Source organism: Thalassospira lucentensis MCCC 1A00383 = DSM 14000 (assembly GCF_000421265.1).
Taxonomy (GTDB): domain Bacteria; phylum Pseudomonadota; class Alphaproteobacteria; order Rhodospirillales; family Thalassospiraceae; genus Thalassospira; species Thalassospira lucentensis.
The window spans coordinates 728,856-755,452 of record NZ_ATWN01000001.1 but is presented as its reverse complement, the minus strand read 5'-3'; the positions used below and the strand labels follow the sequence as shown (position 1 = coordinate 755,452).

27 protein-coding genes, 1 tRNA gene and 1 riboswitch are annotated in these 26,597 nt (G+C 53.7%); of the genes, 12 read left to right on the top strand and 16 right to left on the bottom strand.

The features are described 5' to 3' along the window. Positions 1-327 precede the first annotated feature (327 nt). The 3 genes from K355_RS0103600 (at position 328) to K355_RS0103590 (ending at position 3,704) form a co-directional block, all read left to right on the top strand. Positions 328-403, top strand: a tRNA-Asn gene (locus K355_RS0103600). Positions 404-476: 73 nt separating this feature from the next. Then, on the top strand, positions 477-794 hold the full coding sequence (locus tag K355_RS0103595) for a hypothetical protein (protein WP_022730746.1): 318 nt from the start codon (positions 477-479) through the stop codon (positions 792-794). Between the two features lie 219 nt (positions 795-1,013). Then, complete coding sequence (locus K355_RS0103590) at positions 1,014-3,704, top strand: bifunctional acetate--CoA ligase family protein/GNAT family N-acetyltransferase (protein ID WP_022730745.1); 2,691 nt, start codon at positions 1,014-1,016, stop codon at positions 3,702-3,704. A gap of 91 nt (positions 3,705-3,795) precedes the next feature. On the opposite strand, the gene K355_RS0103585 is transcribed toward K355_RS0103590, so the two are convergent. Then, on the bottom strand, positions 3,796-4,233 hold the full coding sequence (locus K355_RS0103585) for a MerR family transcriptional regulator (protein ID WP_022730744.1): 438 nt from the start codon (positions 4,231-4,233) through the stop codon (positions 3,796-3,798). A 150-nt stretch (positions 4,234-4,383) separates the two neighbouring features. Next, entirely contained in the window at positions 4,384-5,865 is a 1,482-nt protein-coding gene (locus K355_RS0103580; RefSeq protein WP_022730743.1) for a hypothetical protein, read from the bottom strand. Positions 5,866-6,078: 213 nt separating this feature from the next. Between K355_RS0103580 and K355_RS0103575 the strand changes: the two genes are divergently transcribed. Then, a complete protein-coding gene (locus tag K355_RS0103575; protein WP_022730742.1) occupies positions 6,079-6,864 on the top strand; it encodes a DUF4198 domain-containing protein in 786 nt (261 codons plus the stop codon). A gap of 52 nt (positions 6,865-6,916) precedes the next feature. Continuing rightward, positions 6,917-7,606, top strand: a complete 690-nt coding sequence (locus K355_RS0103570) for a carboxypeptidase regulatory-like domain-containing protein (RefSeq protein WP_147250373.1) — start codon at positions 6,917-6,919, stop codon at positions 7,604-7,606. Positions 7,607-7,612: 6 nt separating this feature from the next. Here K355_RS0103570 and K355_RS0103565 read toward each other — a convergent pair whose 3' ends face one another. From K355_RS0103565 to K355_RS0103540, 6 genes are read right to left on the bottom strand one after another with little or no spacing between them, the layout of a single operon-like run. Further along, complete coding sequence (locus K355_RS0103565; RefSeq protein ID WP_028791283.1) at positions 7,613-9,061, bottom strand: MFS transporter; 1,449 nt, start codon at positions 9,059-9,061, stop codon at positions 7,613-7,615. A 22-nt stretch (positions 9,062-9,083) separates the two neighbouring features. Beyond that, positions 9,084-9,830 carry an energy-coupling factor ABC transporter ATP-binding protein gene (locus tag K355_RS23025; RefSeq protein ID WP_022730739.1) on the bottom strand — a complete coding sequence of 249 codons (747 nt, stop codon included), beginning with the start codon at positions 9,828-9,830 and terminating at the stop codon, positions 9,084-9,086. Then, positions 9,814-10,611 carry a cobalt ECF transporter T component CbiQ gene (cbiQ, locus tag K355_RS0103555; RefSeq protein WP_022730738.1) on the bottom strand — a complete coding sequence of 266 codons (798 nt, stop codon included), beginning with the start codon at positions 10,609-10,611 and terminating at the stop codon, positions 9,814-9,816. Before cbiQ ends, K355_RS23025 begins: the two co-directional genes overlap by 17 nt. Then, the gene (locus K355_RS0103550) at positions 10,608-11,222 is read right to left on the bottom strand and encodes a hypothetical protein (protein WP_022730737.1); all 615 of its coding nucleotides are present in this window, start codon (positions 11,220-11,222) and stop codon (positions 10,608-10,610) included. Before K355_RS0103550 ends, cbiQ begins: the two co-directional genes overlap by 4 nt. Beyond that, a complete protein-coding gene (gene cbiM, locus K355_RS23020; protein ID WP_022730736.1) occupies positions 11,215-11,916 on the bottom strand; it encodes a cobalt transporter CbiM in 702 nt (233 codons plus the stop codon). Before cbiM ends, K355_RS0103550 begins: the two co-directional genes overlap by 8 nt. 17 nt (positions 11,917-11,933) lie before the next feature. Further along, positions 11,934-12,731: a DUF4198 domain-containing protein gene (locus K355_RS0103540; protein WP_022730735.1), complete on the bottom strand. Its 798-nt coding sequence runs from the start codon at positions 12,729-12,731 to the stop codon at positions 11,934-11,936. Positions 12,732-12,899: 168 nt separating this feature from the next. Then, a riboswitch (cobalamin riboswitch) is annotated at positions 12,900-13,105 on the bottom strand. 151 nt (positions 13,106-13,256) lie between these two features. On the opposite strand from K355_RS0103540, the gene K355_RS0103530 reads away from it, so the two are divergent. Beyond that, a complete protein-coding gene (locus tag K355_RS0103530) occupies positions 13,257-13,799 on the top strand; it encodes a DUF924 family protein (protein ID WP_022730734.1) in 543 nt (180 codons plus the stop codon). Between the two features lie 84 nt (positions 13,800-13,883). Here K355_RS0103530 and K355_RS0103525 read toward each other — a convergent pair whose 3' ends face one another. Continuing rightward, complete coding sequence (locus K355_RS0103525) at positions 13,884-14,948, bottom strand: glycosyl transferase family protein (RefSeq protein ID WP_022730733.1); 1,065 nt, start codon at positions 14,946-14,948, stop codon at positions 13,884-13,886. Between the two features lie 36 nt (positions 14,949-14,984). Further along, entirely contained in the window at positions 14,985-15,758 is a 774-nt protein-coding gene (gene yaaA / locus K355_RS0103520) for a peroxide stress protein YaaA (RefSeq protein ID WP_022730732.1), read from the bottom strand. A gap of 194 nt (positions 15,759-15,952) precedes the next feature. On the opposite strand from yaaA, the gene K355_RS0103515 reads away from it, so the two are divergent. Continuing rightward, positions 15,953-16,273 carry a peptidylprolyl isomerase gene (locus K355_RS0103515; RefSeq protein WP_022730731.1) on the top strand — a complete coding sequence of 107 codons (321 nt, stop codon included), beginning with the start codon at positions 15,953-15,955 and terminating at the stop codon, positions 16,271-16,273. Positions 16,274-16,350: 77 nt separating this feature from the next. On the opposite strand, the gene K355_RS0103510 is transcribed toward K355_RS0103515, so the two are convergent. The 3 genes from K355_RS0103510 to K355_RS0103500 form a co-directional block, all read right to left on the bottom strand. After that, positions 16,351-16,701, bottom strand: coding sequence for a DUF1491 family protein (locus K355_RS0103510; protein WP_022730730.1), 351 nt, complete (start codon positions 16,699-16,701; stop codon positions 16,351-16,353). A gap of 3 nt (positions 16,702-16,704) precedes the next feature. After that, a complete protein-coding gene (locus tag K355_RS0103505; protein WP_022730729.1) occupies positions 16,705-17,499 on the bottom strand; it encodes a peptidoglycan DD-metalloendopeptidase family protein in 795 nt (264 codons plus the stop codon). An 86-nt stretch (positions 17,500-17,585) separates the two neighbouring features. Beyond that, positions 17,586-18,071 (bottom strand): hypothetical protein, encoded by a 486-nt coding sequence (locus K355_RS0103500; RefSeq protein WP_022730728.1) that lies wholly within the window; start codon positions 18,069-18,071, stop codon positions 17,586-17,588. Positions 18,072-18,283: 212 nt separating this feature from the next. Between K355_RS0103500 and K355_RS0103495 the strand changes: the two genes are divergently transcribed. Further along, positions 18,284-18,961 (top strand): DUF599 domain-containing protein, encoded by a 678-nt coding sequence (locus K355_RS0103495; protein ID WP_022730727.1) that lies wholly within the window; start codon positions 18,284-18,286, stop codon positions 18,959-18,961. 75 nt (positions 18,962-19,036) lie between these two features. Here the strand turns inward: K355_RS0103495 and K355_RS0103490 are convergent, their stop codons facing one another. Beyond that, positions 19,037-20,194: an MFS transporter gene (locus tag K355_RS0103490; protein ID WP_281168333.1), complete on the bottom strand. Its 1,158-nt coding sequence runs from the start codon at positions 20,192-20,194 to the stop codon at positions 19,037-19,039. A 441-nt stretch (positions 20,195-20,635) separates the two neighbouring features. Between K355_RS0103490 and thrS the strand changes: the two genes are divergently transcribed. After that, complete coding sequence (gene thrS, locus K355_RS0103480) at positions 20,636-22,573, top strand: threonine--tRNA ligase (RefSeq protein ID WP_022730724.1); 1,938 nt, start codon at positions 20,636-20,638, stop codon at positions 22,571-22,573. Positions 22,574-22,678: 105 nt separating this feature from the next. Here thrS and K355_RS23015 read toward each other — a convergent pair whose 3' ends face one another. Continuing rightward, a complete protein-coding gene (locus K355_RS23015) occupies positions 22,679-23,395 on the bottom strand; it encodes a DUF4126 domain-containing protein (RefSeq protein WP_022730723.1) in 717 nt (238 codons plus the stop codon). A 167-nt stretch (positions 23,396-23,562) separates the two neighbouring features. On the opposite strand from K355_RS23015, the gene K355_RS0103470 reads away from it, so the two are divergent. Continuing rightward, complete coding sequence (locus K355_RS0103470; RefSeq protein WP_245562897.1) at positions 23,563-23,997, top strand: tetratricopeptide repeat protein; 435 nt, start codon at positions 23,563-23,565, stop codon at positions 23,995-23,997. 124 nt (positions 23,998-24,121) lie between these two features. Beyond that, positions 24,122-24,517 carry a hypothetical protein gene (locus K355_RS0103465; protein ID WP_022730721.1) on the top strand — a complete coding sequence of 132 codons (396 nt, stop codon included), beginning with the start codon at positions 24,122-24,124 and terminating at the stop codon, positions 24,515-24,517. A gap of 14 nt (positions 24,518-24,531) precedes the next feature. Here the strand turns inward: K355_RS0103465 and K355_RS25660 are convergent, their stop codons facing one another. Then, positions 24,532-24,870, bottom strand: coding sequence for a hypothetical protein (locus tag K355_RS25660; protein ID WP_022730720.1), 339 nt, complete (start codon positions 24,868-24,870; stop codon positions 24,532-24,534). Between the two features lie 4 nt (positions 24,871-24,874). Here K355_RS25660 and K355_RS0103455 point away from each other — a divergent pair, with 4 nt between their 5' ends. Next, the gene (locus K355_RS0103455; RefSeq protein ID WP_162142275.1) at positions 24,875-26,074 is read left to right on the top strand and encodes an SPOR domain-containing protein; all 1,200 of its coding nucleotides are present in this window, start codon (positions 24,875-24,877) and stop codon (positions 26,072-26,074) included. The last annotated feature ends 523 nt before the right edge of the window (positions 26,075-26,597 follow it).

Sequence of the window (26,597 nt, the reverse complement as noted above, 5' to 3'; positions counted from 1 at the left end):
TACATTCAGGTTTGATCAAATTGAACTACAGTGGGCCGATGCCCGGCCTTTGGCACCGCATTCATAGGGTACGTGCTTAACAGCACTTCCTTCAGGCAAAAACAGCCTTAAGTGCCATCGTTAATACGATGTCGCGCCATCGCCTCCTTAATTGGTTTCAACCATATTTCGACATATAAATGTCAGCGGATTAACCCCGGCGCGTCATAGGGGTGAAGAATCGCAAAAAGACAAAGAATTGGCCCTTTTTTCGTAAAAAAGGTCTTGCAGGGTTTGGGTCGTTTGATTATACACCTGCCACGCGCTTGAAACGGGGTGAGTACCTGATCCGGCATAGCTCAGTTGGTAGAGCAAATGACTGTTAATCATTGGGTCGCAGGTTCGAGTCCTGCTGCCGGAGCCAATTAAAAAGGGACCGAACTTTATGTTCGGTCCCTTTTGTTTTTAGCCGTCTGATCTTACGGGAACGCATCACCATGAAAACAGTGAAAATTGAACTGCGTGAAGTCAAGCTCGGCACGCTGTCTGGTGCCAGTCAGGGCTGGTTGATTATCGGTGAACAAGACGTCATTCATGGCATGGTTCATCCGATTGACGGTGAACTCTTTACGATTTCATCCAATACCGATCCCCGCATTCAGGCCTTTGGCTGGTGCCCGATGTTTGACAATCTTGCCCATGTTCAAAATGATCTTGAAATCGCACTGGCGATGCAAAGTGCCGATGAAGTCGAACAATGGATCGAGCAATCGGAACGTTATGACGACGACAGCCATCGTGGTCATATGCACTGATGAGCACACGTAGCACCTGACCCGCTCGGACAGATATGTGACAACTCCATAAAAACTTTGTGACTTCAGTGCTTTATTGATGCAAAGCAAATCAATATAATTTGGCCTGACATAATCTCTCGCAGCTGAAACAATAGCATCGGTCAAAACGCCGTCACGACCATAGACGCATTGGCGGATGCACTGAACCGGCCCCAGACATAACGCGGGAACACGGCCATGAGCACGATCAACCTCGACCATTTGTTTAAACCCAAATCTGTTGCCGTCATTGGCGCATCAAACCGCCCCCATTCTGTGGGACAAGTGATGATGCGGAATCTTTTGGCTGGTGGGTTTAAAGGGCCGATCATGCCGGTCAATCCGCACAGTCAATCGATTGGCGGTGTTCTGGCCTACCCTGATGTCAACAGCCTGCCGGTGACACCGGAACTTGCGGTTATTTGCGTACCGCCAAAGGCCGTTGTGCCAACGATGGAATGCCTTGCCGACAAAGGATGCCTTGCGGCAATTGTCCTGACCGCAGGGCTTGGCGCGGAACCCTTTGATGAGACGCGCAGCATCAAACAGGCAATGCTCGACATTGCCGCAAGCCGCAAAATGCGTCTTCTTGGCCCGAACTGTCTCGGCCTTATGGTTCCGGGCATTGGTCTAAACGCCAGCTTCAGCCACCAAAGCATTGAAAATGGTAAAATCGCCTTTGTGTCACAGTCCGGTGCGCTGTGTACCGCTGTGCTTGACTGGGCGGCCGCGCGCGGCATTGGCTTTTCGCATTTCATATCTTTGGGTGAATGCGACGATGTCGATTTTGGCGATGTCATCGACTATCTCGGGTCTGATCCACAAACCCGTGCGATCATGCTTTATATCGAATCCATTCATGAACGCCGAAGCTTTATCTCGGCCGCCCGTGCCGCATCCCGCAACAAGCCGATCCTATGCATCAAGTCTGGCCGCTTTGCCGAGGGTGCGGCGGCTGCCGCATCTCATACGGGCGCGCTGGCCGGGGCGGATGATGTGTTTGATGCTGCGATCAAGCGTGCGGGTGTCTTGCGTGTTTACACCGTCAGCGAAATGTTCTCAGCCGCCGAGACACTGTCGCGCATGCGCCCGTTCCGGGGCGATAAACTTGGCATTGTCACCAATGGTGGCGGCATCGGGGTTTTGGCCGTCGATGCCCTGATTGAACGCCATGGCCATCTGGCACAGTTGAGTGACGACACCATCACCGCACTTGATGGTGTTTTGCCCAGCACATGGTCGCACGCCAACCCGGTCGATATCATTGGGGATGCACCGGGCGAGCGTTATGCCAAAACAATTGAGTGCGTTTTAAAAGACAGCAACATCGACAGCCTTTTGGTCATGCATGCCCCAACCGCGATTACCGATCCGGTGGAAGTCGCGCAGGGCGTAATTGACGTTATTAAAACCAGCAAGAAAAACATTCTGACCAACTGGGTCGGCGAAGCCACCGTCGCCGAAGCCCGCAACATGTTCTATGCCGCGGGCATTCCAACATATCGCACGCCGGAAAATGCCGTCGCCGCCTTCCAGCACATGGTCAATTACCGCAAACTGCAAGACCTGCTGATGGAAACGCCGCCCTCGATGCCGCGCGACTTTACCCCGCAAATCGACAAGGCCCGGCAAATCATTCATGCCGCCATTCACGCCGGGCGCGACATGCTGACCGAACCCGAAGCCAAGGCTGTCTTGGAATGCTACGGCATCCCAACGGTTAAAACACTCGCGGCCACCTCTGTCGAAGATGCTGTCAAAACGGCCGACGACATTGGCTACCCGGTTGCCCTTAAAATCCTGTCAGATGACATCAGCCATAAATCAGATATCGGGGGTGTGGCGCTCAACCTTGACAGCAGTGACGAGGTTAAAACCGCGGCGACCAAAATGCTGCGTACCGTTGAAAAGACCTTCCCGACCGCGCGGGTTCGCGGCTTTACCGTACAGGAAATGGTCAAGCGATCCGGTGCGCGCGAATTGATTGTTGGCATGACCACCGATCCGATTTTTGGCCCGGTGATCCTGTTTGGTCATGGTGGGGTTGAAGTCGAAGTCGTGCGTGACCGCGCGATGGCTCTGCCACCGTTAAACATGAAGCTTGCCCGCGAACTTGTTGAAGGCACACGGATTTATAACCTCCTGAAAGGTTACCGCGACGTCCCGGCGGTCAACCTTGAAGACCTCTATATGACGCTGGTCAAGCTGTCACAGCTTGTGGTGCACCTTGGCGAAGTCCTCGAACTTGATATGAACCCGTTGCTCGCTGATAAGGACGGTGTCATCGCCCTTGATGCGCGGATTAAGGTCACACCAAAAGTCATCAGCGATGATAAGCGTCTGGCCATTCATCCCTATCCACGGCACCTGAAAAAGGAACTGGTGCTTGATGACGGCACGACCTATTTGCTGCGTCCGATCAAACCAGAAGACGAACCGGCGCACTATGAGTTCATGTCAAAACTCACCCCCGAAGACATTCATTTCCGTTTCTTCGGGTCGGTGCGTGAGTTGCCCCATTCCGAAATGGCCCGCCAGACACAGCTTGATTACGACCGTGACATGGCGTTTCTCGCCATCGTACCCGATGGCCCGGAAAAGGGCCAAATCCACGGCATGGTGCAGGTTGTGATTGATCCGAACAACGAACATGCCGAATACGCCGTGATGGTGCGCTCCGACATCAAGGGGCGTGGTCTTGGCCGGGTATTGATGGAACAGATGATCGAGTTTTGCCGCCGCAAGGGTACCGAAACCTTTATTGGTCAGGTCCTCCCCAACAACCGGCGCATGCTGACACTGTGTGAAAAGTTGGGCTTTAGCCGCAAGTATCTGGCCGATGAAGAAGTCTTTGAAGTCACCCTGCCCTTGCAGCGTGACCCGCAATAGAAAGACTGCCGCCCAAACATAAAAGCCCGGCTCAAATGCCGGGCTTTTTACGTATCGGACAGATCGCTAAATGCGTTTGTCTTGGATCTGCTTATGCGGTTTCCATCGCCAATTTAGACCGGATATCCAAAAGCGCCTTTTCCGGATCGATGCCCTTTTGCGTCAGGGCATCTGCCGCCTCACGCTCAATCTTGCGGAGTTCACCCAGCGTTGTTTGAACATCATCAAGCTGCTGTTCAAGCTCGGAAATACGGCGACGCCCGACCAGCATCAAATGCGCTAGTTGCTCGGTCCCGCTCCGCTCGGCATCATAAAGATCGATGTATTCCTTGATGTCCTCAAGCGAAAAGCCAAGCCGTTTGCCGCGCAAAACCAGCATCAAACGCGCCCGGTCACGGTAGTTGTATACGCGGGTGGCTCCTGCACGCTGCGGGGCAAGCAAGTTCTTGGTTTCGTAAAAACGGATTGCGCGCGGCGTGATGTCAAACTCTTCGGCCAGCTCGGTAATACTATAAAGCTTATCGTTCATGATTTTTCTTGTTTGTTAAAGACCATACGACACCATCGCAACATTCGGACATGCCAGTCAACCTATTTACGCTTACGTCACCATGACACGCCCGATGACGGCCCTAACGGCAACGTCGTGGTTCTGGCCATCTATGGCGCTGTCTTAATCCTACGTGTTTAAAAGTTCGCGAACATATTCAAGATTGACGGTAACAAAATCCGGTCCTTCATAGCGTTTCCGATCTGTGATCGCGCCGGGCCACTGATCCTGATGACCTGTCCAAACGGTTCCATCGGGCATCGGGATCGCAAGGTTGCTGTCATATGGTGTCTGATATGCGCGGCGCAGATCAAACCGCCCGGCCAAACCATCCTCAAAAAGCGGCGTTTGCGCACGTCTTGGATCGGCAAGCACGCCCGGATAGCTGTCAAAAACGGCCGGATAGGTCGCATGGTTCGCAAGATCGCCGGAAAATGTTACCGGCAAAGGACCCAATGCAGACAGTTGAAGGCCATCGGCATCGCCAAAAAACGGCTGATCGGCTGGCATGAAGTCGGTTGGTAAGGCAGATGGATCGGCATGTTCAATCGCGTTGCGCGCATTGATCAAACCGCGTGTTGTGCCCTTCTTGATGTATTTCTGACGCAGGAAAAAGCTGTTGTGAAAACAGGCGGATATGAAGTCAGGCTGCGGCACTGAACCGCCCTTACCCAGCTTAAACACCGCCCCGCCGTTATTTTCATCGCCTTCGGGTCCCGGGCGGCTATCAAACCAGCAGATATTGCCAAAATAGTACCAGAATCCGCCGTGCACACCGTCTTGTGAAAACAGTTTGTGGCAATTGTAAAACCGGTTGCGCCCAATCCACCAGCCAACTGCGGTGGCTTCAGGTTCGACCGGATTGTCGCGTATATAACTGAAATTATTATCAAAAATTCGAACGTCGCGGTTAAAACTGCCGATGGGGGCAGCAAGGTTTTCGGCGGACACATCCATCCGGACGCCATTATAACAATCACGGATGTCATTGCGCGCGATCAGGACGTTGCCTGTGATGTCATCGGCCCCGAAAAACGCGCCATTGAGATAGCGAAACGGGGCTTTTCCATCCGGGTGAATATCGCTGTCATGGATGTCATCCCAGCGAATGCTGCGCCAGATGGTTTCATCTTGTGTCCAACAACATTCTGTAACTTCAATAGCTTGCGTTGTGGCACCGTTGGCATACACCGCATAGGTGCCCGCCGTGATATCAAGCCCGGTGAAGCATAGATCATGGCTGTTTTCGATATAGACCGCACTTGGCCAGGAGCGGATGATCGACAGGTTCTCGATCCGGATATGAGCCACGTCAATCAGCTTAAATGCCGCGAACCGGTCGCGTCCGGGATTATTCGCTGAAACTGAATAATCTGGCTGATTATTCACTTTTAGTTGCGATCCGGTATCCCCGCGCAGGATGATCGGGGCACCTTCGTGACCGCTTCGCGGGAAGACCAATGGCTCGGAAAGGGGGTAATCCCCTGCAACAAGCCGTAGCAGGTCGCCCGGCATGCTGTCCTTGACCGCCACATCAAGGGATTTGGTCGGTCGCCATGCGGCGTCAATCCAGCATTCCTGCGCGTTTGGCGACACATATACAATCCTCATACAATTCCCTTTTCGCAGCACATCCTGTGATTTTGCAAGCACGATACCGTAAAACCACCGAATGCAAAGCGTGATTGATGCGCGGCAATGACGGCTACCTTGCAAAATAACGATTCATACCTTTTGCGTTTTTGTATGACTTACTTTATTTCAAAGGGCATAGAACGATCTGAAATTGTTCGCGTAAAAGACTTCATAACAAAGGATTGCACAATGTCCCTGCCCAGCGGCTTTTTACCCAAACTTGCCCTTACTCTGGTCTTTAGCACTGCCGTCGTTGGCACGGCGCAGGCGCATTTCCAGAAAATGATCCCGTCGGCCAATGTGGTCGATCAGGACAGCGGGACGCAGGTGACATTCGATCTGACCTTTACCCATCCGATGACCAATGGCCCGGCGATGGAAATGGTCACACCGTTGCAGTTTGGTGTGCAGCACAATGGGGAAAAAACCGACCTTATGTCGTCGCTGACTACCAAGACGGTGGATGGCAAGGGCGCATTTGACGCCAAGACGACCATCAAGGCACCGGGGGGATATGCCTTTTACCTTGAGCCGGTTCCATATTTTGAGCCGGCAGAAGGTAAATACATCATTCAATATACCAAAACCGTCATTGATGCCTTTGACGCAGGCGAAGACTGGGACCAGATGGTCGGTTTTCCGGTCGAGATCGAACCGCTGACCCGGCCATATGGCATCTGGACCGGCAATGTGTTTTCCGGAATGGTGCGCCACAACGGCGATCCGGTGCCGTTTGCCGAGGTCGAAGTTGAATATGCCAATGACGGCAGTGTCACCTTACCCAATGCGACATTTGCCACCCAGGTGATTAAGGCCGATGCCAACGGCATTTTCCATTACGCCATGCCAAAGGATGGCTGGTGGGTGTTTGCCGCATTGATCGAAGACGGCACGATGGCCGCGCCCAACAGCGAAGAACAAGTTCCTGTCGAGCGTGGTGGTGTGATCTGGGTCAAAACCGACGCAATGAACTGATTGGCGTGAAATGCGGGCAGGTCACTGCCCGCCATTTTCCGTTGCGACATCCATGAAACAGGCAATCTCGATGACCTCACCCTATCGCAAATTCTTAAGTCTCCTGACCTTGCTGCTTGTTCTGCCGGTTGGCGTGGCACAGGCGCATAACTTAAATGTCTTTGCGATCAGCGACGGCGAAGTGATTGAGGGATATGTCTATTTTACCGGCGGCACGCGGGCGCGCAATGCGACTGTCACGCTAAAGGATGGTTCTGACACCGCCCTTTTGACAACCACAGCCGACAGCGATGGTAACTTTGCCCTGCGCGTCAGCCACCGGGCCGATTATGCCGTTTTCGCCGATACAGGGGATGGGCATATTGCAAGTTTTGCACTGCCCAAAACCGAGTTTTTAGAAACCCTGCCCGAGGCAAAAGATGGCGACGCCATCACGGTTAGCGCCCTGCATGACGCGGCACCCTTGGCCGATACCGCCCCCACGGTTGCGCCGACCAGCACAGATGAAGGTACCGAGGCCATTGCAGGGAGTGGCAATATCGGCATCAAGGGCCTGTCTGAGGGTGATTTGACGGCCCTGATCAACCGGGCGGTTGCGCGTCAGGTCGGGCCACTGCGCGCCGAGATCAATGCGTATCGCAATGATGTCCGCATGTCTGACATTCTGGGCGGGATCGGCATTATCATCGGGATTTTTGGTGTCGGTGCCTGGGTGGTTGCGCGCCGTCAGAGCAAGGCATAAGCGTTACTAGACCTGTTCGCCACTTTCGACCGGCCAGCGGCTGTGATGGCTGTCGATCACAAAGCGATGCTTGTGCGTGACCGGCGGGTGGAAATGTTCGTGGCGATGGCGTTGATCATCGTCAGAATGCGCATCAGCATGATCATTGGCATTCGCCGCATGGGTTTGCGTTCCCGGGTGTGCATGCGTATGGTGCGGGTCATGATGGTCATGGGGATGGTCATGCCAAAACCCCGGATGGCTGTGATGAATTTCCAGCGGATCCTTGCGCGGCCAAACTGACACCGCAAGCCCGACCCCCAGCAACGCCATGCTGCCCGACGCCAGAAAGGCAACGGATAAATCAACCAATCCACCCAGCCAGCCGACCATGGCATAGGCTACCAACCAGCCACCATGCGACAGCGCAAAGTTTGCCGCAAAGAACGCCGATTTATCGCCGACTGCGGCCGAACGTTGCACCAGTCTGCCGCCCGGTGTTTGAGCAAATGTCGTCCCTGCCCCGGCAATGGCCCACAGAACGGCATAGAAAACCGCACTGTCAAAGCCGAGCATCATGTTGATGCCCCCGATCAGCATCGCCCCGGCGGCAAACACGATCCCCGACAACATCAATCTGCGTTCGCCAAGCTGGTCAATCACCTTGGGGATCAGGAAGGCAGCACACATCGATCCCGCCCCGGCACATGCCAGAAACACCGTTGTCATGATTTCGCTGCCGCCCAGCACAGACCGGGTCAAAACAACGGTGTTGACGATGATCATTGCACCGACGCATGACACCGCAAAATAAACTGCAAGCAATCCCCGCAGGCGCGGCGTTTTAAGATAGGCCACCAAGCCAAACAGCGTGTTTTCATAAAACCCGCCGACCCGGTCTGTCTGAGCCGCAGCGGGGATGTTAGCGCTAACAATCAGGATGGCGGAGACAACAAAGGTCAGGCAATTGACGATAAACAGGCTGTCAAATTGCCAGACAAACAGTAAGGCCGCGGCGACTGCCGGACTGGCAAGGTTTTCAAGGTCATAGGCAAACCGGGCATAGGACAGCCCCTTGGTATATGTTTTTTCGTCATCAAGTATGTCGGGAATGATGGCCTGAAACACCGGTGTAAAACCGGCCGATGCCGCGTTGATGACAAACACCAGAACGAAAATCTGCCAGATTTGATCAACGAACGGCAGACAGAGAACGATTGCGGCGCGCAGCACATCCAAACCGACCAGCCACGCCCGGCGCGGTACCCGATGGGCAATACCGCCCGCGACCGGCGCAATCAAAAGATACGCCACCATTTTAAGCGCCAGAACAGAGCCCAGAACAAGCCCGGCGTCCTCCCCGGCAAGATCAAATGCCAGAAGCGACAGTGCAACCGTTGTCAGCCCCGTTCCCACAAGGGACGTGATCTGTGCGCCAAACAAATGGCGAAAGGCGGAAACGGAAAATGGCGACATGGATGAAACCATTCATCAAAACTTACAGGGCGGCAGATGCGTTGGCGTTGGCGTTGGCGTTGGCGCTGGCATTGACTGTGTCGTGTCCACGATCAGCGGCACTGCATTTTCGGGCAGTACGATCTGATAGCTTACCGCCGCGCAGTTCAAGTGTCCGGGTGGCCAGTTTACGGCGGAAATGCGGGTCATGGGAAATCAGGATCATGGCCTGCGGCAGGCCCCTCAGGATTTCTTCAAGCCGCTCGAGGTTTTCTTCGTCCAGCGCATTAGTTGGCTCATCAAGCAGCAGCACATCGGGGCGCATGGCCAAAACAGCCGCCACCGACACCAGCCGTTTTTCACCGCCAGATAGTTCATGGGTGATGCGTTCACGCAAATGCCGCAGATGCAGTTGATCGAGAACCTCATCAACAATCGCCAATGCCTCATCGCGGCTGGCGCCAAGGTTGAGCGGACCAAAGGCGATGTCTTCGACCACAGTTGGACAGAATAGCTGATCATCGGGGTCCTGCACGATGAACCCAACCCGGCAGCGCAAATCATGAAAATCGGCTTCCTGAACACGCGGCTGACCAAATGCCGATATCCGACCATGATGCGGTTTAATCAGGCCAACCAGAATACGCAAAAGCGTGCTTTTCCCTGCCCCGTTCGGACCGGTGATAAAAAGCCGTTCCCCGGCATCAAGGGTCAGACTGACACGATCAAGCACCTTTTGCCCGGACCGATAGCCATACGAAATATCGTTGAGTTCAATAAGCGAAGACATAAATTCGATCCAACAGGACAAGTGCGCCAATTATGACGCCAAAACCAACGGCCAGCATGCCGTCACGGACCTTGAATTCCAAATGATCAATCATCGGGAAATGGCCACTAAAGCCACGGCATTTCATGGCTTCAAGCACGCGTTCAGCCCGTTCAAGGGAGCGGACAAGCAACATGCCGAAAAGATAGCCAATCGAGCGATAGGTATGGAATGTGTTGCGCGCCCGAAACCCGCGCAGCTTCATCGCCATGCGCAAACGGTGATATTCGTCATGCAGCACAGAAATATAACGCACCGTGAACATCATCAGATGCACCAGTGCCGCCGGGCATTTCAAGCGATACAGAGTATGCCCCAATGCTACTGGCGACAGGCCAGACAGCAGGCTTAGCATCATCAGGACAACCGCATTGGCCCGCACACCGATCAAAACCGCATGCATCAGGCCTTCTTTGCTGGCATCCGCCCCCAACAGCGAAAACATCGGTGTGCCGGGTGTTGTAAAGGGCAACATCACCAGCATCACAATGATAAAGCCATCCATCGCCGCCATGCGTTTTAAGGTCAGGCGCAGGGGAAGATCAGTCAGAAACACAGTCCCGAGGGCCAGCAGAAATGCGCCAAAGGCAAATTCAACCTGATGTAAGGCCACCACCATCACAGCAAACAGGCCTGCCGCCACCACGCGCACACGCGGATCAAATGATCCGACAAACGACGGCGCAGTGCCGCCGCTTGCCTGTACGCCCAATGGCTGGTCATGCCCGAAAAGATGGCTCATGCTTGTTTATCTTTGGCTCTCAGACGGCGTGCTGCGATGTAATAGGCAATTCCGAAGAACCCGAATATATAGCCAATCCCGCCAAGAATCGATTGAAAGTCATTCTTTTCCTTATAGGCGGTGATTTCGCGGCGTAGCGGGCGCAATTCATCGCGCACGATGGCGGCAATCAAGATTTCCTGTTGCTGGGTGATTGCAACATCTCCGGGAACCGTATTGGGGCCATCGCCGGTCCCTTTGGCCGGTTCACCTGTGTTTTGCGCAAGCTGATCGCCCGTTAGAACCGATGACATTTCGGAAATATCAAAGACAGTCTTGGCAATATGGCCCGCACCAAGATCGGCGCGAAAGACATGGTTTACCTGGCTTGTCGGCGTATAGGTGAAAAAGCCGTCACTGTCGGTTTTGGTCTGACCAAGTTTATTGCCCTGTTCGTCGAACACCTCAACCACTGTGTCGGCGGCCATGTCGCCATTGGAAAAGCCGATTTCACCTTCGATATCGGTGCCACTGGCAAAAACAGACGCGATCACCTTATGGGCCTGTGCCTGTCCGGTTGCGGCAGCCAAAAGGAGCACCGTAACGGCCAGAACTGACAGAGATTTAGCCATTATTGGCCTCGCTCGTCGCCGGTGTCACTTGTGCGGTTTGTCCAGTGGTGATTGGGTACGGCGCATCATCATAGACCCGGTCATAAGCAGAGTCAGAAGCCCGCATCAGTTCCGGCTTTACCTTGCAAATCAGGTAAATGGCAGCGGCTGAAATCAGGCCTTCGATGATCATGATCGGGATATGGGCAAAGAACACAAGCTTCGCGGCGGGTACGAAACCCTCGCCACTAAGCCCCAATGAGATCGCCACAAAGACGGTCGTTACCGCGATCGAAGACGCCCCGGCAATCCCGCCCCAAATGGCGGCGATTGTCGGTGAACTTCGTGTTACCAAACCACGAAACGTCAACCCGATCAGCACCGCAGGCAGTGCAATATTGACGGTATTGACGCCGAGAACTGTCAAGCCGCCAAAGCCAAAGAAGACCGCCTGCAACAACAAGCCAACAAACAAGGCGGGGAACGCGGTCCAGCCCAGCACAAGCCCGGCCAGACCGCTCATGATCAAATGCACACTGCTTGGACCAACCGGCACATGAATAAGGGATGCGACAAAGAAGGTTGCCGACAGCACGCCGGTTGCCGGAATTTTATCAATCGGCAGTTTTCGCAGGCCAAGACCGAGGCCCGCAACGGCAAGAACACCCCCGCCAATCAAAACTTCAGGAGCCAGTGCCCCGTCAACGATATGCATCTAATTTTTCCCTACACCTATTTCACATCATAGGCGCGAACCCACAGGACTGCATCCTGTGAAAGTTCTTTATCCTGATATTCTTTATCAGGACCACTGCCCAGCGCGGCAAATCCCCAAAAACCGGCCTTGGGAACGCCGAACGTGAAATACCCATTGTCATCGGAAATGGCGACAATCGCACCGCCCGGCATCGGGGACGCGGTTGGTTCTTGCGGTTGGTTGTTGGCCATATCAGGTTCGGCGGCCATGTATTCGATTTCAATCTCGACCCCGGCGGCAGGTTTGCCTTCGGACAAAACACGGCCGGTGAAGGTCGATCCGGCAACAATGTTGGTCGGGCGATTAAGCGGCAGAATTTCGGTTTTCACCCCTTGCGCATCCATCCAGTCGGTCGGGATTTCATTGCGGTTGACGTAGGATTTGGTGATCTGCTGGATATAGATGTCTTCGCTTTCCTCATAGTATGGCTCGGGCACCACCACCATGACGTAATCGCCACTGCGTTTAAGCGTCAGTGTGCCGTCATATGCCTTGGCACTGTTTTCAGATCCCTTGAAGATAACCTCGGAAAGCGTTGATTTTAAATCAATCTTTTCACCGCGATGCACCGCATAAAACTCAAGCGGTTCGCCCATATCCATGACGTGGCCGTTTTCAAACGGGTGCCAGAAAATCAGTTTGACGGCGTGATCACCGGCTTTGGTGATGTTTACTTCCGGCGTATAGGCCAACTGGAAATGCGCCTGCGCAGAGCCAGAGGCCAGTAAAGTACAGACTGCTGCGACAGCAAGCCTTAAAGGCGTTTTCAACATGGTATCGTCTCTTCCAAAAACGATGTGCGTAAGGCAAATACCAACGCACAGGGTTAGGACAAGAACGATAGGATGGCTGGAAGCAGATGTCCGGATCGATAAAGAAACCGCATTTTCCCTGCAACCTGACGCTCACCCCGGCGTCCAACAGTTTCACATCAACCAATGTGTGGCTGATGGTCCAAGGCAGGTCTCCTGGCTCGCGGTTTTCAGAACATTACGCCTTCCCGGTCATCACCAGTGGCATGTGTAACGCTCAAGACCGCTTACAGTTGCGGGGGCAGCCGTGGCATTGCTTAAGGGACTTTCCCAAAACGCACCACGTTCCCTTTTAAGCCGATCAGTAAGATCGACACCCAAGACATCGTCATAATCCATCGGCGGTGATGGGGTGTCAACCATTACAATTCATACTTTTAAATATTTCGTCATACGTCCGCAGAAAACTCGACGTTACGCGCCTGCCCCCCTAAGATCAGCCAAACTTCAACACCCACAATCTCAAGAATAAGGGGCGGATGCGTTATGACACCTGAAACAGTTCTGGTTTTCTGGTTCAAGGAACTCGAACAGAAACAATGGTTTATCAAGGACCTTGCGCTTGACCGTCATATTACCGAACGGTTTGCCGATTTCCATGCGGCGGCCAGTGCGGGGGAATTTTATCGCTGGCGTAAAACCGCCCATGGGCGTCTGGCGGAAATCATTGTGCTTGATCAGTTTTCACGCAACATGTTTCGCGACAGTCCAGCGTCCTTTGCCACCGATACACTTGCCCTTGTTCTGGCACAGGAAGCGATTGCCGCAGGGGCAGACAAGAAGATTGTAAAACCCGAGGAACGGGCATTTTTGTATATGCCCTATATGCACTCGGAATCCGAGGCAATGCATGACATTGCGATGGAACTGTTTGATCAGCCCGGCCTTGAAAACAACCTGAAATTTGAAATCAAGCATAAGCAAATCATTGACCGTTTTGGTCGCTACCCGCACCGCAATGATATTCTGGGCCGGACGTCAACGGATGACGAACTGGCGTTTCTTAAAGAACCGAATTCTTCGTTCTGAGCATGAAAAAAGGGACGGCAACCGTCCCTTTTTGATTTCTTTCTGGTGCCGTGCGTGACGACATAAGGGTCAGATCAAAACGCCCTACCCGACATTTTTGTCGCGCGCATCCCACCAGCCATCGATCAGCGTTTCGGCCTCGTCGATATAATCGGCCTTACCGGCAAGGAACGCGCCCATGGCGGCACTGCCCTTGATGCGTGCAATCGCAGGCGCATCATCGACATCGCCCCGCCAGACATCGAAAAAATGCTTCAAGGTTACCGGGCTTTGTTCTTCGATGTCTTTTTCGGTCCGGGGCAGCAAGGCAGGCCAGCGCACATCCCCGAGTTCACCATTATCGAGCATACGCAAATCGACATGTTTGAACGGGGTGCGTTCGGCCTCCCCGCCACCGCCCTTGATCACGCCAATACGCGGCAGATCAAGCAGTTTTCCGGTTTCACGATGGACATCAAGAAATGCCGGGTGAAATACGCCAAGGAATGCGGCGCGTGCCTGCAGCGGGTTTAACAGACGCAACAAGGTGTTGACCGGGCTGCGCAACCCCAACAGCGGCCGCAGACCAATCAGTTCCTGCAATTTCGGATGCATGTGGCGCAGCGGAAGATACGCAAACCCTTGTGACGCGATGTCAGACCGGGCTTCTTCGGCAGACATCGCCACCGGCAATTTAAGTGCCTTGACCGCTGTTTCAGTGCCGACACCATTCACAAGATGCGAATTATAGCCATGCATCAGGACCGGCACGCCGTTTTTCGACAAAAGAAGTGCGGAAAGAACAAACCACGGCAAGCCACGCGACCGACCCGCCGCATAGGACGGCCAATCCAGCATGGGACGGCCTTCTGCCTCGGCTTCAGGGCCATCGTCGGCATCAAGGCGTGCGGCCTTGCGCACGGCCTCAATCATCCCGGCCAGTTCGTCGGGGGTTTCAGCCCGATAGCGCAGCATCAGCAAAAACGCGCCAAGCTGGATCGGTTCGACCTCATCGCGCAGGATCATTGAAAAGGCGTCAAACGCCTCTTCGCGGGTCAGGCTGCGTGAGCGGCCCGGCCCGCGGAAGAAAGTCCGCAAATAGCCAGAGAACGGGTGTGCCTCGGGCAAGTGGTTTTCTTCCTCGAGCTGTTCAAGATGCTCGTCGGTCATTTCTGTCACCGAATTTGTTGCCAGTCTTGTTTGTTATCAGTCGTGAACGCGGGTAAAGACCCACTCGGTTTCTGTCGAAAGATCATCCTGATAGCCATAGCCATCTACCGCGAATTTCTTAAGACCTTCGGGGGTCTCAAGGCGATTATCGATCATAAAGCGCGCCATCATACCGCGTGCACGCTTTGCCGAAAACCCAATAACCTTGGCAACCCCGGCTTTGACCTCCTTGAAGACCGGGGTAATGACCGGCCCTTCAAGGGTTTTGGTCTTGACCGACTTGAAATATTCGTTCGATGCCAGATTGATCAGGCTGCGGTCTTTGTGGCCATCGGTCAGGCGGTTAATCTCATGGGCAATTTTATCGCCCCAGAAGGCATACAGGTCTTTGCCGCGTGCATTGGCAAGCTTTGTACCCATTTCAAGGCGATAAGGCTGCATCAAATCACGCGGTTTCAGCAGGCCATAGAGCCCCGAAAGCATGCGAAAATGATCTTCGGCCCAGTCGATATCCTTGGCCTTCATGGTATCGGCATCAAGCCCGATGTAGGTATCTCCGCGAAATGCAAACACCGCCGGTTTGGCATTGGTGCGATCAAAAGGCCGTGAGAAATGGGCAAAGCGCTGATAATTGAGGTCAGCCAGATTTTCACTGATTCCCATCAGCTTCATCAAATCGCGACGGCTTTTTTTGCGAGCAACTTCAATAAGCTCCTCGGTGTCATCGAGAAACACAGGTTGGGAAACAGCCATTTCTGGCGCGTCTGTTTCGAAATCCAGTTTCTTTGCCGGGGACACAACAGCAAGCATCTATCTGCCTCTTCTCTTTCATCTCTGATCATTTTGTCGTAACAAGCCACAAGGCATGGTCAATGTCTAGGGTTCAAGCTCATGTACAGGCGTATACGGCTGTACATGAATTTGGACCCTGGGCCTTATCCATAATTTCTAATCTTGCATAAAACCCGCCAAACGCAAGCCATTGGCGGATGAAAGGACCCATTATGAGTGAACAAGTTCGCGCGTCGCACATTCTTCTGATGTATGCCGGTTCGGCACGCTCGACCGCCACCCGTACCAAAGAAGAAGCCCTGACTGAAATCAATGGTCTTAAAGATCAGGTTGCCAACGGTGGTGATTTCGCAGAGCTGGCCAAAGCCAATTCCGATTGCCCGTCCGGTCAGCAGGGTGGCGATCTTGGCTTCTTTGGCCGTGGTATGATGGTTCCGGAATTTGATGCGGCTGCTTTCACCATGGACGTTGGTGCGACTTCTGATGTGGTTGAGACCGATTTCGGTTACCACCTGTTGCAGCGCACCGCCTAAGGCGACGCCCAGCCAGAGACGCATTTATAAAGGTCGGCACAATGTTGCCGGCCTTTTATTTTAACCGATTGGGGCCCTTAGAAATCGACAATCGGGGCATCAAGTTCGTATTGGGCTTTGTGGTCTTCGACCTCCAGCACCCAGACATCGCGGTCAAAGGCGACCTGTTTGCGCCAGTATTCGTCACAGGCGAACTCGGTTTCGCGGCCCCCGTCCGGGCCACCCGCAACCTGCATCCAGCCCATGTCGCCATCAAGGGTGGTCACGCGCGAATAAACAAAGCAGCCGTTGGCAAAGCGGTTAAGTTTGACCAGTACAGCCCCGGCGTCCTCGTTGCCCATATGGGCGATCATGGCGATGATGGATGATGACTGGCAAATCGCGATTTGACCACGCACCCAGAGGCCTGCTTTTAAACGGGGCTGCATGACTTAGGCCCCTTCCCGGCTGGCGGTGACATTTTCGGGCATCTGCAACATCAGGTTCGGGTTCGGGCAGATGTTTGTCCAGATATCCCATTCGGACGGTTTGGCCGCACCAAAGAAATCGCCTTCGCGGCCGAGCATATCAAAGATGATCTGAAAATGCAGATGCGGAATCCAGTCACCATTGATCGGGAAATTGCCAAACCGACAGACAAGATCACCCTTTTTGAAGGCTTTGCCCTTATGTAATCCGTCAAGCGAATCACGGCTTAGATGACCATAAAGGGTATAGAACCGAATGCCGGGTTCGGGGGTATGTTCCAAAATGATGGTCGGGCCGTAATCGAGATGCAGGTTGTTATCGGCAAAGCTGTGGATCACGCCATCCAGCGGGGCAAAGACCGGTGTCCCCGCCGGGGCAAACAGATCAATGCCGAGATGCTGGCTACGGGCTTCGCCGTCGGTCTTGAATTGATCGGACTGATAACACACGCGGTCTTCGCGGTAACGCCCGATGCCGACCGGCGCATTGGCGCTTGCCAGTTGCTGCCACATGATCTCGGTCTGATGGGCCGGGTCACTGGTGTTGCCGATCACGACATCGCCCTCACTCGAAAAATCATAGACGATTTTTGGGCAGGTTTTCAGATCACATTCCATCACCGCGCCAAAATCATCGGCGTGATCGACAATCCATTGGCGTAAGCGTTCTGCATCAGGCATGGCTTCCTGACCGCGCTCATGGCGATCAAGATAGGATTGAAAACGTTTGGTCGCATCTATTGGCATTTGGGCGGTCACGCGTGTGGCTCCAAAACAGAAAAAGGCGGGGTGTTACAGCCCCGCCTTTTGCCTACATATATTTCGCCGTAACGGCAAGCCATTGGTTACCAGTTTGTGACTTCATATTCGCACGACACATCGTCATCGTCGGTGTCGGTCAGCGCCACGGTCAAACGGCGCATCTGCGGATTGAAGCGCTTGATGAAGTTGAGCAACAGCAGGGCTTCTTCGGACAGCTCGCCAGCGTCTTCGTCATCTGCGTCAAGGTCGCACAGCTCAACCAGTTCAAGGAACAGCGCACCAAGGGCGCGTTTGACGTCTTCGCCGCCCTTAAGCCCGCCGGTCAATTCGCCCAGTGGGGACAGATCAAGTTCCAGTTTGCGCAGATCGCGGCTCATCTGGTTGATGGCGTCTTCGTCGAGCACCATTTCAGCGGCAATCATGTGGGTACCGACTTCGTTGATGTTCATAAAGCCGACAAACTCGAACAGATCGTCCTTGGTGCGTCCGTCTTTCAGCAGTTTTTCGGTATGAGATTCGAAATCATCGAAATCAATGTCTTCGCCAAGATCGTTCTCGAGTTCGCTCATGTCACTCTCCAATGAAAATTTGCGCTGCTGATACTCTGAATTGCGGCAAAACTCAACCCGAAGCGGCAATATGACCATCAGCTATGCACATGGAACATCCCGACGATATGGCCCTCAAGCCAGCCATTGCCAAAGAAGATTGCGAAGAATGCCGACATGTCAGTAGGATATAGAGCAATACGTGCCAAACATCCTTTTGCATGGATACAAGTATGCTCGAATTTACCGTTCTTGATGTTGTTGCGATTTGCTGGGCGTTTGCCTGGTGGATTGGCTATACGATCTTTGCCGATGCGAGCCCGCGCAGGCGCAATTCCATTTCGGCCCATATGGCGCGCAATCGTCATCGCTGGATGGAGCAAATGCTCAAACGCGACATACGCATGGTCGATACATCGATTGCCGGTAACCTGATTACGGGCATCAGCTTTTTCTCATCGACGACCATTCTGGTTCTGATCGGTCTGGTGGCCTTGCTTGGCTATACGCAAAAGGCGATTGAAACCGTCGCCACCCTGCCCTTTGCTGCGGTCACCACGGCGGGGGTTTGGGAATGCAAGGTGGTGCTGCTGGTGGTGATCTTTATCTATGCGTTCTTTAAGTTCACCTGGGCGTTTCGATTGTCGAACTATTGTTCGATCCTGATTGGGGCCGCGCCCGACCCAAGCGACCCGGATGCAGCGCGCGCCGCCGCCCGGGCCGCGCGCATGAGCATGATGTCGGCCCATAATTTCAATCGCGGCATTCGTGCCTATTTCTTCGCACTGTCCGCTCTGGCATGGTTTTACCATCCGGTGGCGTTTATCGTCTGTGCCGCGTGGGTGACACTTGTGCTGTATAACCGTGAGTTCCGGTCCCATGCGCTTGAGATCCTGACCGGGCATCATTGATCGGGCGTATCGGCCTTCTGAACGCACAAAGGGCCGCTGATGCGGCCCTTTGTCGTTTGATGATGGTATTGTCGTTCAAGCCATCTGTCTGGGGCGGCGCAGCGCATAGACCGACACCACCAGCAAAACCAGACCAACCGGCAAGGCCGCACTATAGAGCAAGGTGATCCAGCCAGATGCGGCATAGATCGTGCCTGCCGACAACGACCCGATGGCAACCGTGCCAAATACGACAAATTCGTTGATTGCCTGCACCCGGGCCTGTTCGGACGGACGATAGTTTTCCGTCAGGAAGGTCGTGGCCCCGACAAACATGAAGTTCCACGCGATACCAAGGATCACCAATGACACCCAGAAGTTGGCAAGCAGATCCTCACCGGACAAGGCAACCGCCAGACAGACGAAATTCAAGATCGCCCCGGTCTGAATGACTTTAAGCGCGCCAAAGCGTTTGATCAGATTGCCGGTAAAGAAGCCCGGCGCATACATCCCGACCACATGCCACTGAATGATAAAGGCGGCATCACCAAACACGTAATCACAATCAAGGATCGCAAGTGGCGTTGCGGTCATAACAAAGCTCATCACCGCATAGCCCAGCGCACCGGCAAAAATGGCGATGATGATTGCCGGCTGGCCCAGAACGGTTTTAAGCGCGCGGGCCGGTTCGACATGTTTGACACCGCGCGCATCAGGAAGACGCAATTGCCCAATGGCAATGATCAATAAGACCTGCAATCCGATCAGCGCGACAAAGGTGCCAAGGAACGGTACGGTTTCAAACCAGTCACGGGCAAAACTTGCCAGATTGGGGCCGATAAAGGCGGATGCCAACCCACCGAGCATGGTGTAGGAAATGGCGCGGGCACGAAATTCCGGCGGGGCTGCCTCAGCCGCAGCAAACCGGTACTGCATGGCAATGGCGTTGCCAGCGCCGATGCAGGCGCAAGCCACACACAAAAGCCAGAAGTTGCTGTAATACACCGCCCCCATGCCAGACAGCGCGCCCAGCATTGCGATGCCTGAGCCCATCCAGAACCCGAAACGACGGCCAAATTTGGCCATCACCATGGCCGAAGGTGCGGTCATGGCCATCATGGCAATCATCATGAAGGCAATCGGCAGGGTCGAAAGCGACTTATCGGTGGCAAGCGAATAGCCGATGACGGCGGCAACCGTAAAAATCAGGGACATCGCGCTCGCCGACAGTGCGACGCATAAGCTCAAGAACATAATGTTCCGGCGAACTTCCGGGCTGGACATGTGGGGCTCCCTTCTGGCGGTGGTGACGCGCCGTTATTTGGTTTTGTAACACAGACATGAACATTCGGGTAAAGGCCATAACTGGCAATGACTTGTCATCGACATTGCAGGTCACAGGCTATGGTACCTTCTATGTTGCCGTGTGCGTTTCACCTGTTATATTGGCTGATCACGAAACGGGAAAGCATCAATGAACGGCCATGCCGACAAAAAGTTGATCTTTAAGGTAACTCCTGCGCGCTGCAATGGTGTCGCGGCGTTTTGTGCTGCCCCGAATGTCGCTTTTTTCAAAGAGCGAACTTGACCTCATCCTGAAATTCCTTTTCTTGTGCATTGCGCCCGCGTAAACATGCGGGTTCGAAATGTGCATTTCACTTGTGTGCCCGCAGATAAAACAGAGTTGAGCCAACCATGATTGCCCTGACCCTTCCCGATGGCGCCGTACGCGAATTCGACGGTCCCGTATCGGGTTTCGATGTCGCAAAAAGCATCAGTTCTTCACTGGCAAAGAAATCCTTTGCCATCATCGTCAACGGCGAAGTGCGCGACCTTGCGCGTGAGATTGACACCAATGCGACCATCGAAATCGTGACCAAAGGGCATAAAGAGGTTCTGCCCCTGATCCGTCACGATTGCGCGCATGTGATGGCCGAAGCCGTTCAGGAGCTTTATCCCGACACGCAGGTCACCATTGGCCCGTCGATTGAAAACGGCTTTTATTACGATTTCGCCCGCGAAACCCCGTTCACGCCCGACGATCTGGTCAAGATCGAAAAGCAGATGCACAAGATCGTTGAACGCAACGAGCCGATCGTGCGTGAAGTCTGGGACCGCAGCGAGGCGATCAAGTTCTTCCTTGAGAAAGGCGAGAACTATAAAGCCGAGATCATCCGCGACCTGCCGGAAACCGAGACCATTACCTGTTACCGTCAGGGTGATTTCATTGATCTTTGCCGCGGTCCGCATGCGCCGTCCACGGGTAAAATCGGTAAATCCTTCAAACTGATGAAGGTTGCCGGTGCCTATTGGCGTGGCAATTCGGATAACGCGATGCTCCAGCGCATCTATGGAACGTGCTGGGAAAGCAAAGAAGACCTTGATGCCTATCTGCATATGCTCGAAGAAGCCGAGAAGCGCGATCACCGCCGCCTTGGCCGCGAGATGGACCTGTTCCATATGCAGGAAGAAGCCCAAGGGTCTGTCTTCTGGCATGACAAGGGGTTGAAGCTTTATCGCAAGGTTGAAACCTATATCCGGGATCGTCTTGATGATGCCGGGTATCAGGAAGTTCGTACGCCGCAGCTTGTGGACCGTGTGCTTTGGGAAAAATCGGGTCACTGGGAAAAGTTCCGCGAGAACATGTTCACCACCACCCCGGATGAAGATGATCCTGAAAAGGTTCTGGCGCTGAAGCCAATGAACTGCCCATGCCACGTTCAGATTTTCCGTCTGGGCAGCAAATCTTATCGCGATTTGCCGCTGCGCATGGCTGAATTTGGCTGCTGCCACCGCAATGAGCCATCTGGCGGCCTGCATGGCATCATGCGTGTGCGTCAGTTCATTCAGGATGATGCGCATATCTTCTGCACCGAAGACCAGATCGTTTCGGAAACCAAGATTTTCTGCGACCTTCTGAAATCGGTTTATAAGGATTTCGGCTTTACTGACATTCTTGTCAAATTCTCGGACCGTCCGGAAGTGCGTGCGGGTTCCGATGAAATCTGGGACAAGGCCGAAACCGCCCTTCGCGAAGCGGCAGAAGAGGCTGGTCTTGCGCTTGAGATTAATCCGGGTGAAGGCGCGTTTTACGGGCCGAAGCTTGAATTTGTTCTGCGCGACGCGATTGGTCGTGACTGGCAGTGTGGCACGCTTCAGGCTGACTTTGTTCTGCCTGAACGTCTTGATGCATCCTATATGGGTGAAGACGGCGAAAAACACCGTCCGGTCATGTTGCACCGTGCGATTTTGGGATCGCTGGAACGCTTCATCGGTATTCTGATTGAAAACTATGCCGGTCGCCTGCCCTTGTGGCTGTCACCGGTTCATGCGGTGATCTGCACGATTACCAACGAAGCAGATGACTACGCACATGAAGTCAAAGCCGCCCTTGCGGCCAAGGGGCTGAATGTCGAAGTCGACACCCGCAATGAAAAGATCAACTACAAGGTCCGCGAACATAGCCACGCAAAGATCCCGATGATCCTTGCCCTTGGTAAACGCGAAGCCGAAGAGAAAACCGCGTCGGTGCGCCGCATCGGGTTCAAGCATCAGAAGACCTTTGGCATTGATGAGATTGCCGAGGCGATGGCTGCTGAAATTCGTGATCGCGTGATCGAAGCGGATTTCTGATTCCTTCAAGTTGATCAGATAAAAATCAAAAAACCCCGCAGGCCAATTGCTTGCGGGGTTTTTCTTTGTCTATTTTATTAACTGCCGACTCAGATCATGTGCCGGTTACTTTGGATCATGCGGTGGCAATTGGGCATTGTGGCCCGCCCCTGACAGATCAATTTTTCCCGTCTGGTTCATGGTTGGTGCGGATTGATGTGCGCGTGTCTGACTGTAGGCTGCGGACGGATGACGGGCATTGCCAAACACATCGCCGATAAAGCGCCAGATTTTTGGCACCAGCCAAATCAGCAACAAGACAAACACCGCAAACAAGACAAAGAACACAACCGGATGGAACACAACTGTATAGAGCGCGCCAAACACGGCGACGTCTTCTGTTACTGATGCAATGGTGTTTGTCACAGGTTCGGGCGATGTGTTGATCGCAGCCCGGCTGCCGGCCTTGGTAAAGTGGCTTCCGGCCGCAACCGTGCCGCCAATCAATAACGCAATCACCGTTTGGACGTCCTCGCCCATACCAGCATCAAGGCCACTCATTGCACCAGCGGCCAACAATGCGCCAGCCGGGATGCGGATGAAGGTGTGGATGGCATCCCAGAGACTATCAACAAACGGGATTTTGTCGGCGACAAACTCTATCAGGTAGAACAAAACGGCAAAGGACAAGACCCACCATGACGTCAGGATTTGAAGATCCGGCGGCAGGGTTATGAGGCCGAAATTATCCATCATGCCCAGCACGACAACAGTGCCGTAAAGATTGATTCCACTGGCCCAGGCACCGCCCATTCCCAGTGCAAGTGTCTCGATTACCCCCAAAGAACTTGCCCTTTTAATGTCATGATTTTCACCAACAAGTGACTATGCAAAAATTTCCGTTGTGATAAATCACAAATCTGTTCCGTCCCATCGAACGTATTTACAAACTATAACGACCAATGAAAGGTACGACGATGACCCTTAGTGGTAAAACCCCAAAAATAATCATGACTGTTGCGTGCGCGATGATGTTTGCAAGCCCGATAGCGGCAACCAACGCCTTGGCAATGGGCAATTCGACTTCATGGGGTTCAGGAGACACCGATCTTTCCGCCGTTACCGAACTGGTCGATGGTGGCATGTATGACAAGGCGATCGATACCATCAAGGAAATGTTGAAAGACGATCCTGAGAACGCCGACCTGTTCAACTACCTTGCCTACAGCCAGCGTAAACAGGGCGACTTTGACAGTGCCGCCCAAAATTATGAGCGGGCTTTGATGATCGATCCGGAACATGTTGGGGCGCTTGAATATCAGGGTGAGCTTTTCCTTCAGACCGGAAAGCCTGACATGGCACGCGAAAACCTTGCGCGACTTGAACAGGTTTGCGGTATGTCTTGTGATGAATACAAGGAACTGTCGGCGAAGATCGCCAACTGAACAGGTCCTGATCCTAAGTCCTGATCGCGAAGATGTGATGACCTATTCGTTAGGATAGCTTTTCATTTTTCTCTGAAAGCGCCATGTAAAGGCCGTTTACGGGACTCTGGAGAACGATCAAGTTATGTCTGATACCATCATGCGCAAAAGCTATACGGTCGTGTGCGTGCGCACGACCGGACAGCCGATGGAGCTACAAACGGTCTCAGATTACGCAGCGGCGGTGAATTCCGCCAAAGAAGCCCTGACAAACAGCAAAAACACCGAAGTCCGCGTGGTCGAGAACAAATACGATTCTGCGACCCGTAAGGACAAAAAGCAGATCGTCAAAATCCTGACCCCTGAATCAAACGGGCCTGGCAGATCTGGCGGATCATCCTCCCGTAGAAATACCAAGGGTTCGACGGGTGTATCGCGCGAAGTTGCCAATCAGGCAACCAAAGGCATCGTCTACATCGTGATTGCCGTCACTGTGCTGATACTGCTGGGCGGTATCCTCGTTCCGATTGCGATGCGCTGATTTAAAAGTCGGCTTTATCCCACTATCATCTGATGCCGTTCGGCCAATTTCCCTTCATTTTCCGCCTGATTGTTTATCCCACTGAAATTGCGGGATGCTTGACAGTATCTGAAGCGCTTGCGACAGTTGTATTTCCCTGCAAAGGGCAATAAACAGTGCGCATATGCAATTACAGTGATCATCAGGTGAAGTGTGAAAATCAGGTCTGCGACAACCACCTCTAAAGCATCGCGAAAACGGGTTTGGTTTACTGCCGCAGCACTTCTGCCGCTTCTGGCGGCTTGCAGCTCATCGGATATGTCCAGCTTCTGGTTTGAAAGCGATCCGCAAGCCAGATCAACATCGGCTGACATGCCGATGGAAACACCGCCAGGCGAACGCGCAGCCCTTGATCGGGCGACCTGTGGGCTGTTCTTTGATCAGGATCATGTGCGTGACCAAGCGACAGAAACCGCATCGTCAACCGACATGCCGCCAATCTCGCTGGATGCCAGTCCGCAGGACAATCTGCTGCAAGCGATATCCTATGACCTTGATGGTCATTACGACAATGCGCGCAAGCTTTATGTCTGGCTTACCGCGTCGTCACCGGATTTGAAGATTGATCTTGATTGCGGTCAGAGTATCCGCCTTTCGGGCAGTATCAACAGTCTGGCACAGCGTCGCCTTGTTGCCCTTGATCGTAGCAAACCGCAATTTGCCCGTTCGGCTGAAATCGATACTGTGGTCGCCGCCGCCACCGTTGCCCCCGGCCCTGACCTTCCCAATCCACCACAGGTCGACCGGAACCGTGACTTTTATAAAACGGGCGGCGTCGTAACTGCCGAGCCGGAAGACCGCGCATCCCCAACGCCGCCGATGGAAATGAATGTCAGCGAAAACACGGCACGCCTGACATCTGTTGAGCGCAAAACCCCCGCAGCCGCACCGGCCCCTGTAACAAGCACACCGTCGGCAACAATCAATGCTGCCGCACCGACGAAGGCGGCATCGAAAGCACCTGTTGCTGTTGTTGCCCCCGTGCCTGTCCTGAAAGAAACGGCAAAACCGGCCCCGAAACCGGACAGTTCGATGGCCGTCGCGACAATGTCGGCCCCGACCATTGCCGGGGATCAACAGGAAACAACCCATACCGGTGCCGTGGTTGCAACGAATGCGCGCCCCGTTGAACAGGGTGAGCTTGAAATCACCGACAGTGCGCCCGCAACCTCGATGATTGAAGTGCCGATGGCATCCAAAGCGCCAGCGACAGCTAAAGCCACGCCGACAACACAAACCGAGCCAATGGTTGCACCATCGGGTCCCTATTACGCGGTGCAGCTTGCGGCGTATCGCACACGTGAGCGCGCCGAATCTTCATGGTCGGTTTTTCAATCACGATCAAATGGTGTTTTGACCAATGCCGCACATGACGTTTCCACCATCGCAATTGAGGGCCAAGGATTGTTTTTCCGTTTGATCACCGGGCAATACGCAACCAACGATCAGGCCGCTCAGGCATGTACGGCACTTAAAAATCAGGGTGTAGATTGCCTTGTCCGGCGGATAACGCCGTAATTGTCTTGTCCGTGTGACGTTGCCGCACATTCAATTGGATTCAAACCCCTGCCAACGACGGCGTATCTAACCTTGCTTGGCGTTGTTTTTGCCGCGCAGGCGCACCAACACATCCGGGCGCGTACGGTGTCCATGTTTTCGCAAGAAAGATGGCAGTCGCGACACCAGATATTCGACCTTTTGGTTATGGCGATAATGACGCCATCGCATCAACTGGATAAAGCGTCTGGTGCGTTTTGACCCAGCCGCAAGCATTGGTATTCCGGCGGCAAGAAAAACCATGCCGAAAAATGGTGGCGGCAAGGGCAAAAAGGCAAACCCGATGAGAAGACAAACGACACCGCCGATCATCAAAATCGTTGATTTTAAATGCTTTAGGCGCTGAACCATACTATTCCCTGATGACCAGCCCGATGACGGGCGACAGGTTTACAGCGCAGTATCGGCGCCGGGTTCGTCCTTGCCAAAAGAACGTTCAAAGACATTTTACCAACAGGGGAATTGCTATTGCCGTGCTCTGGGT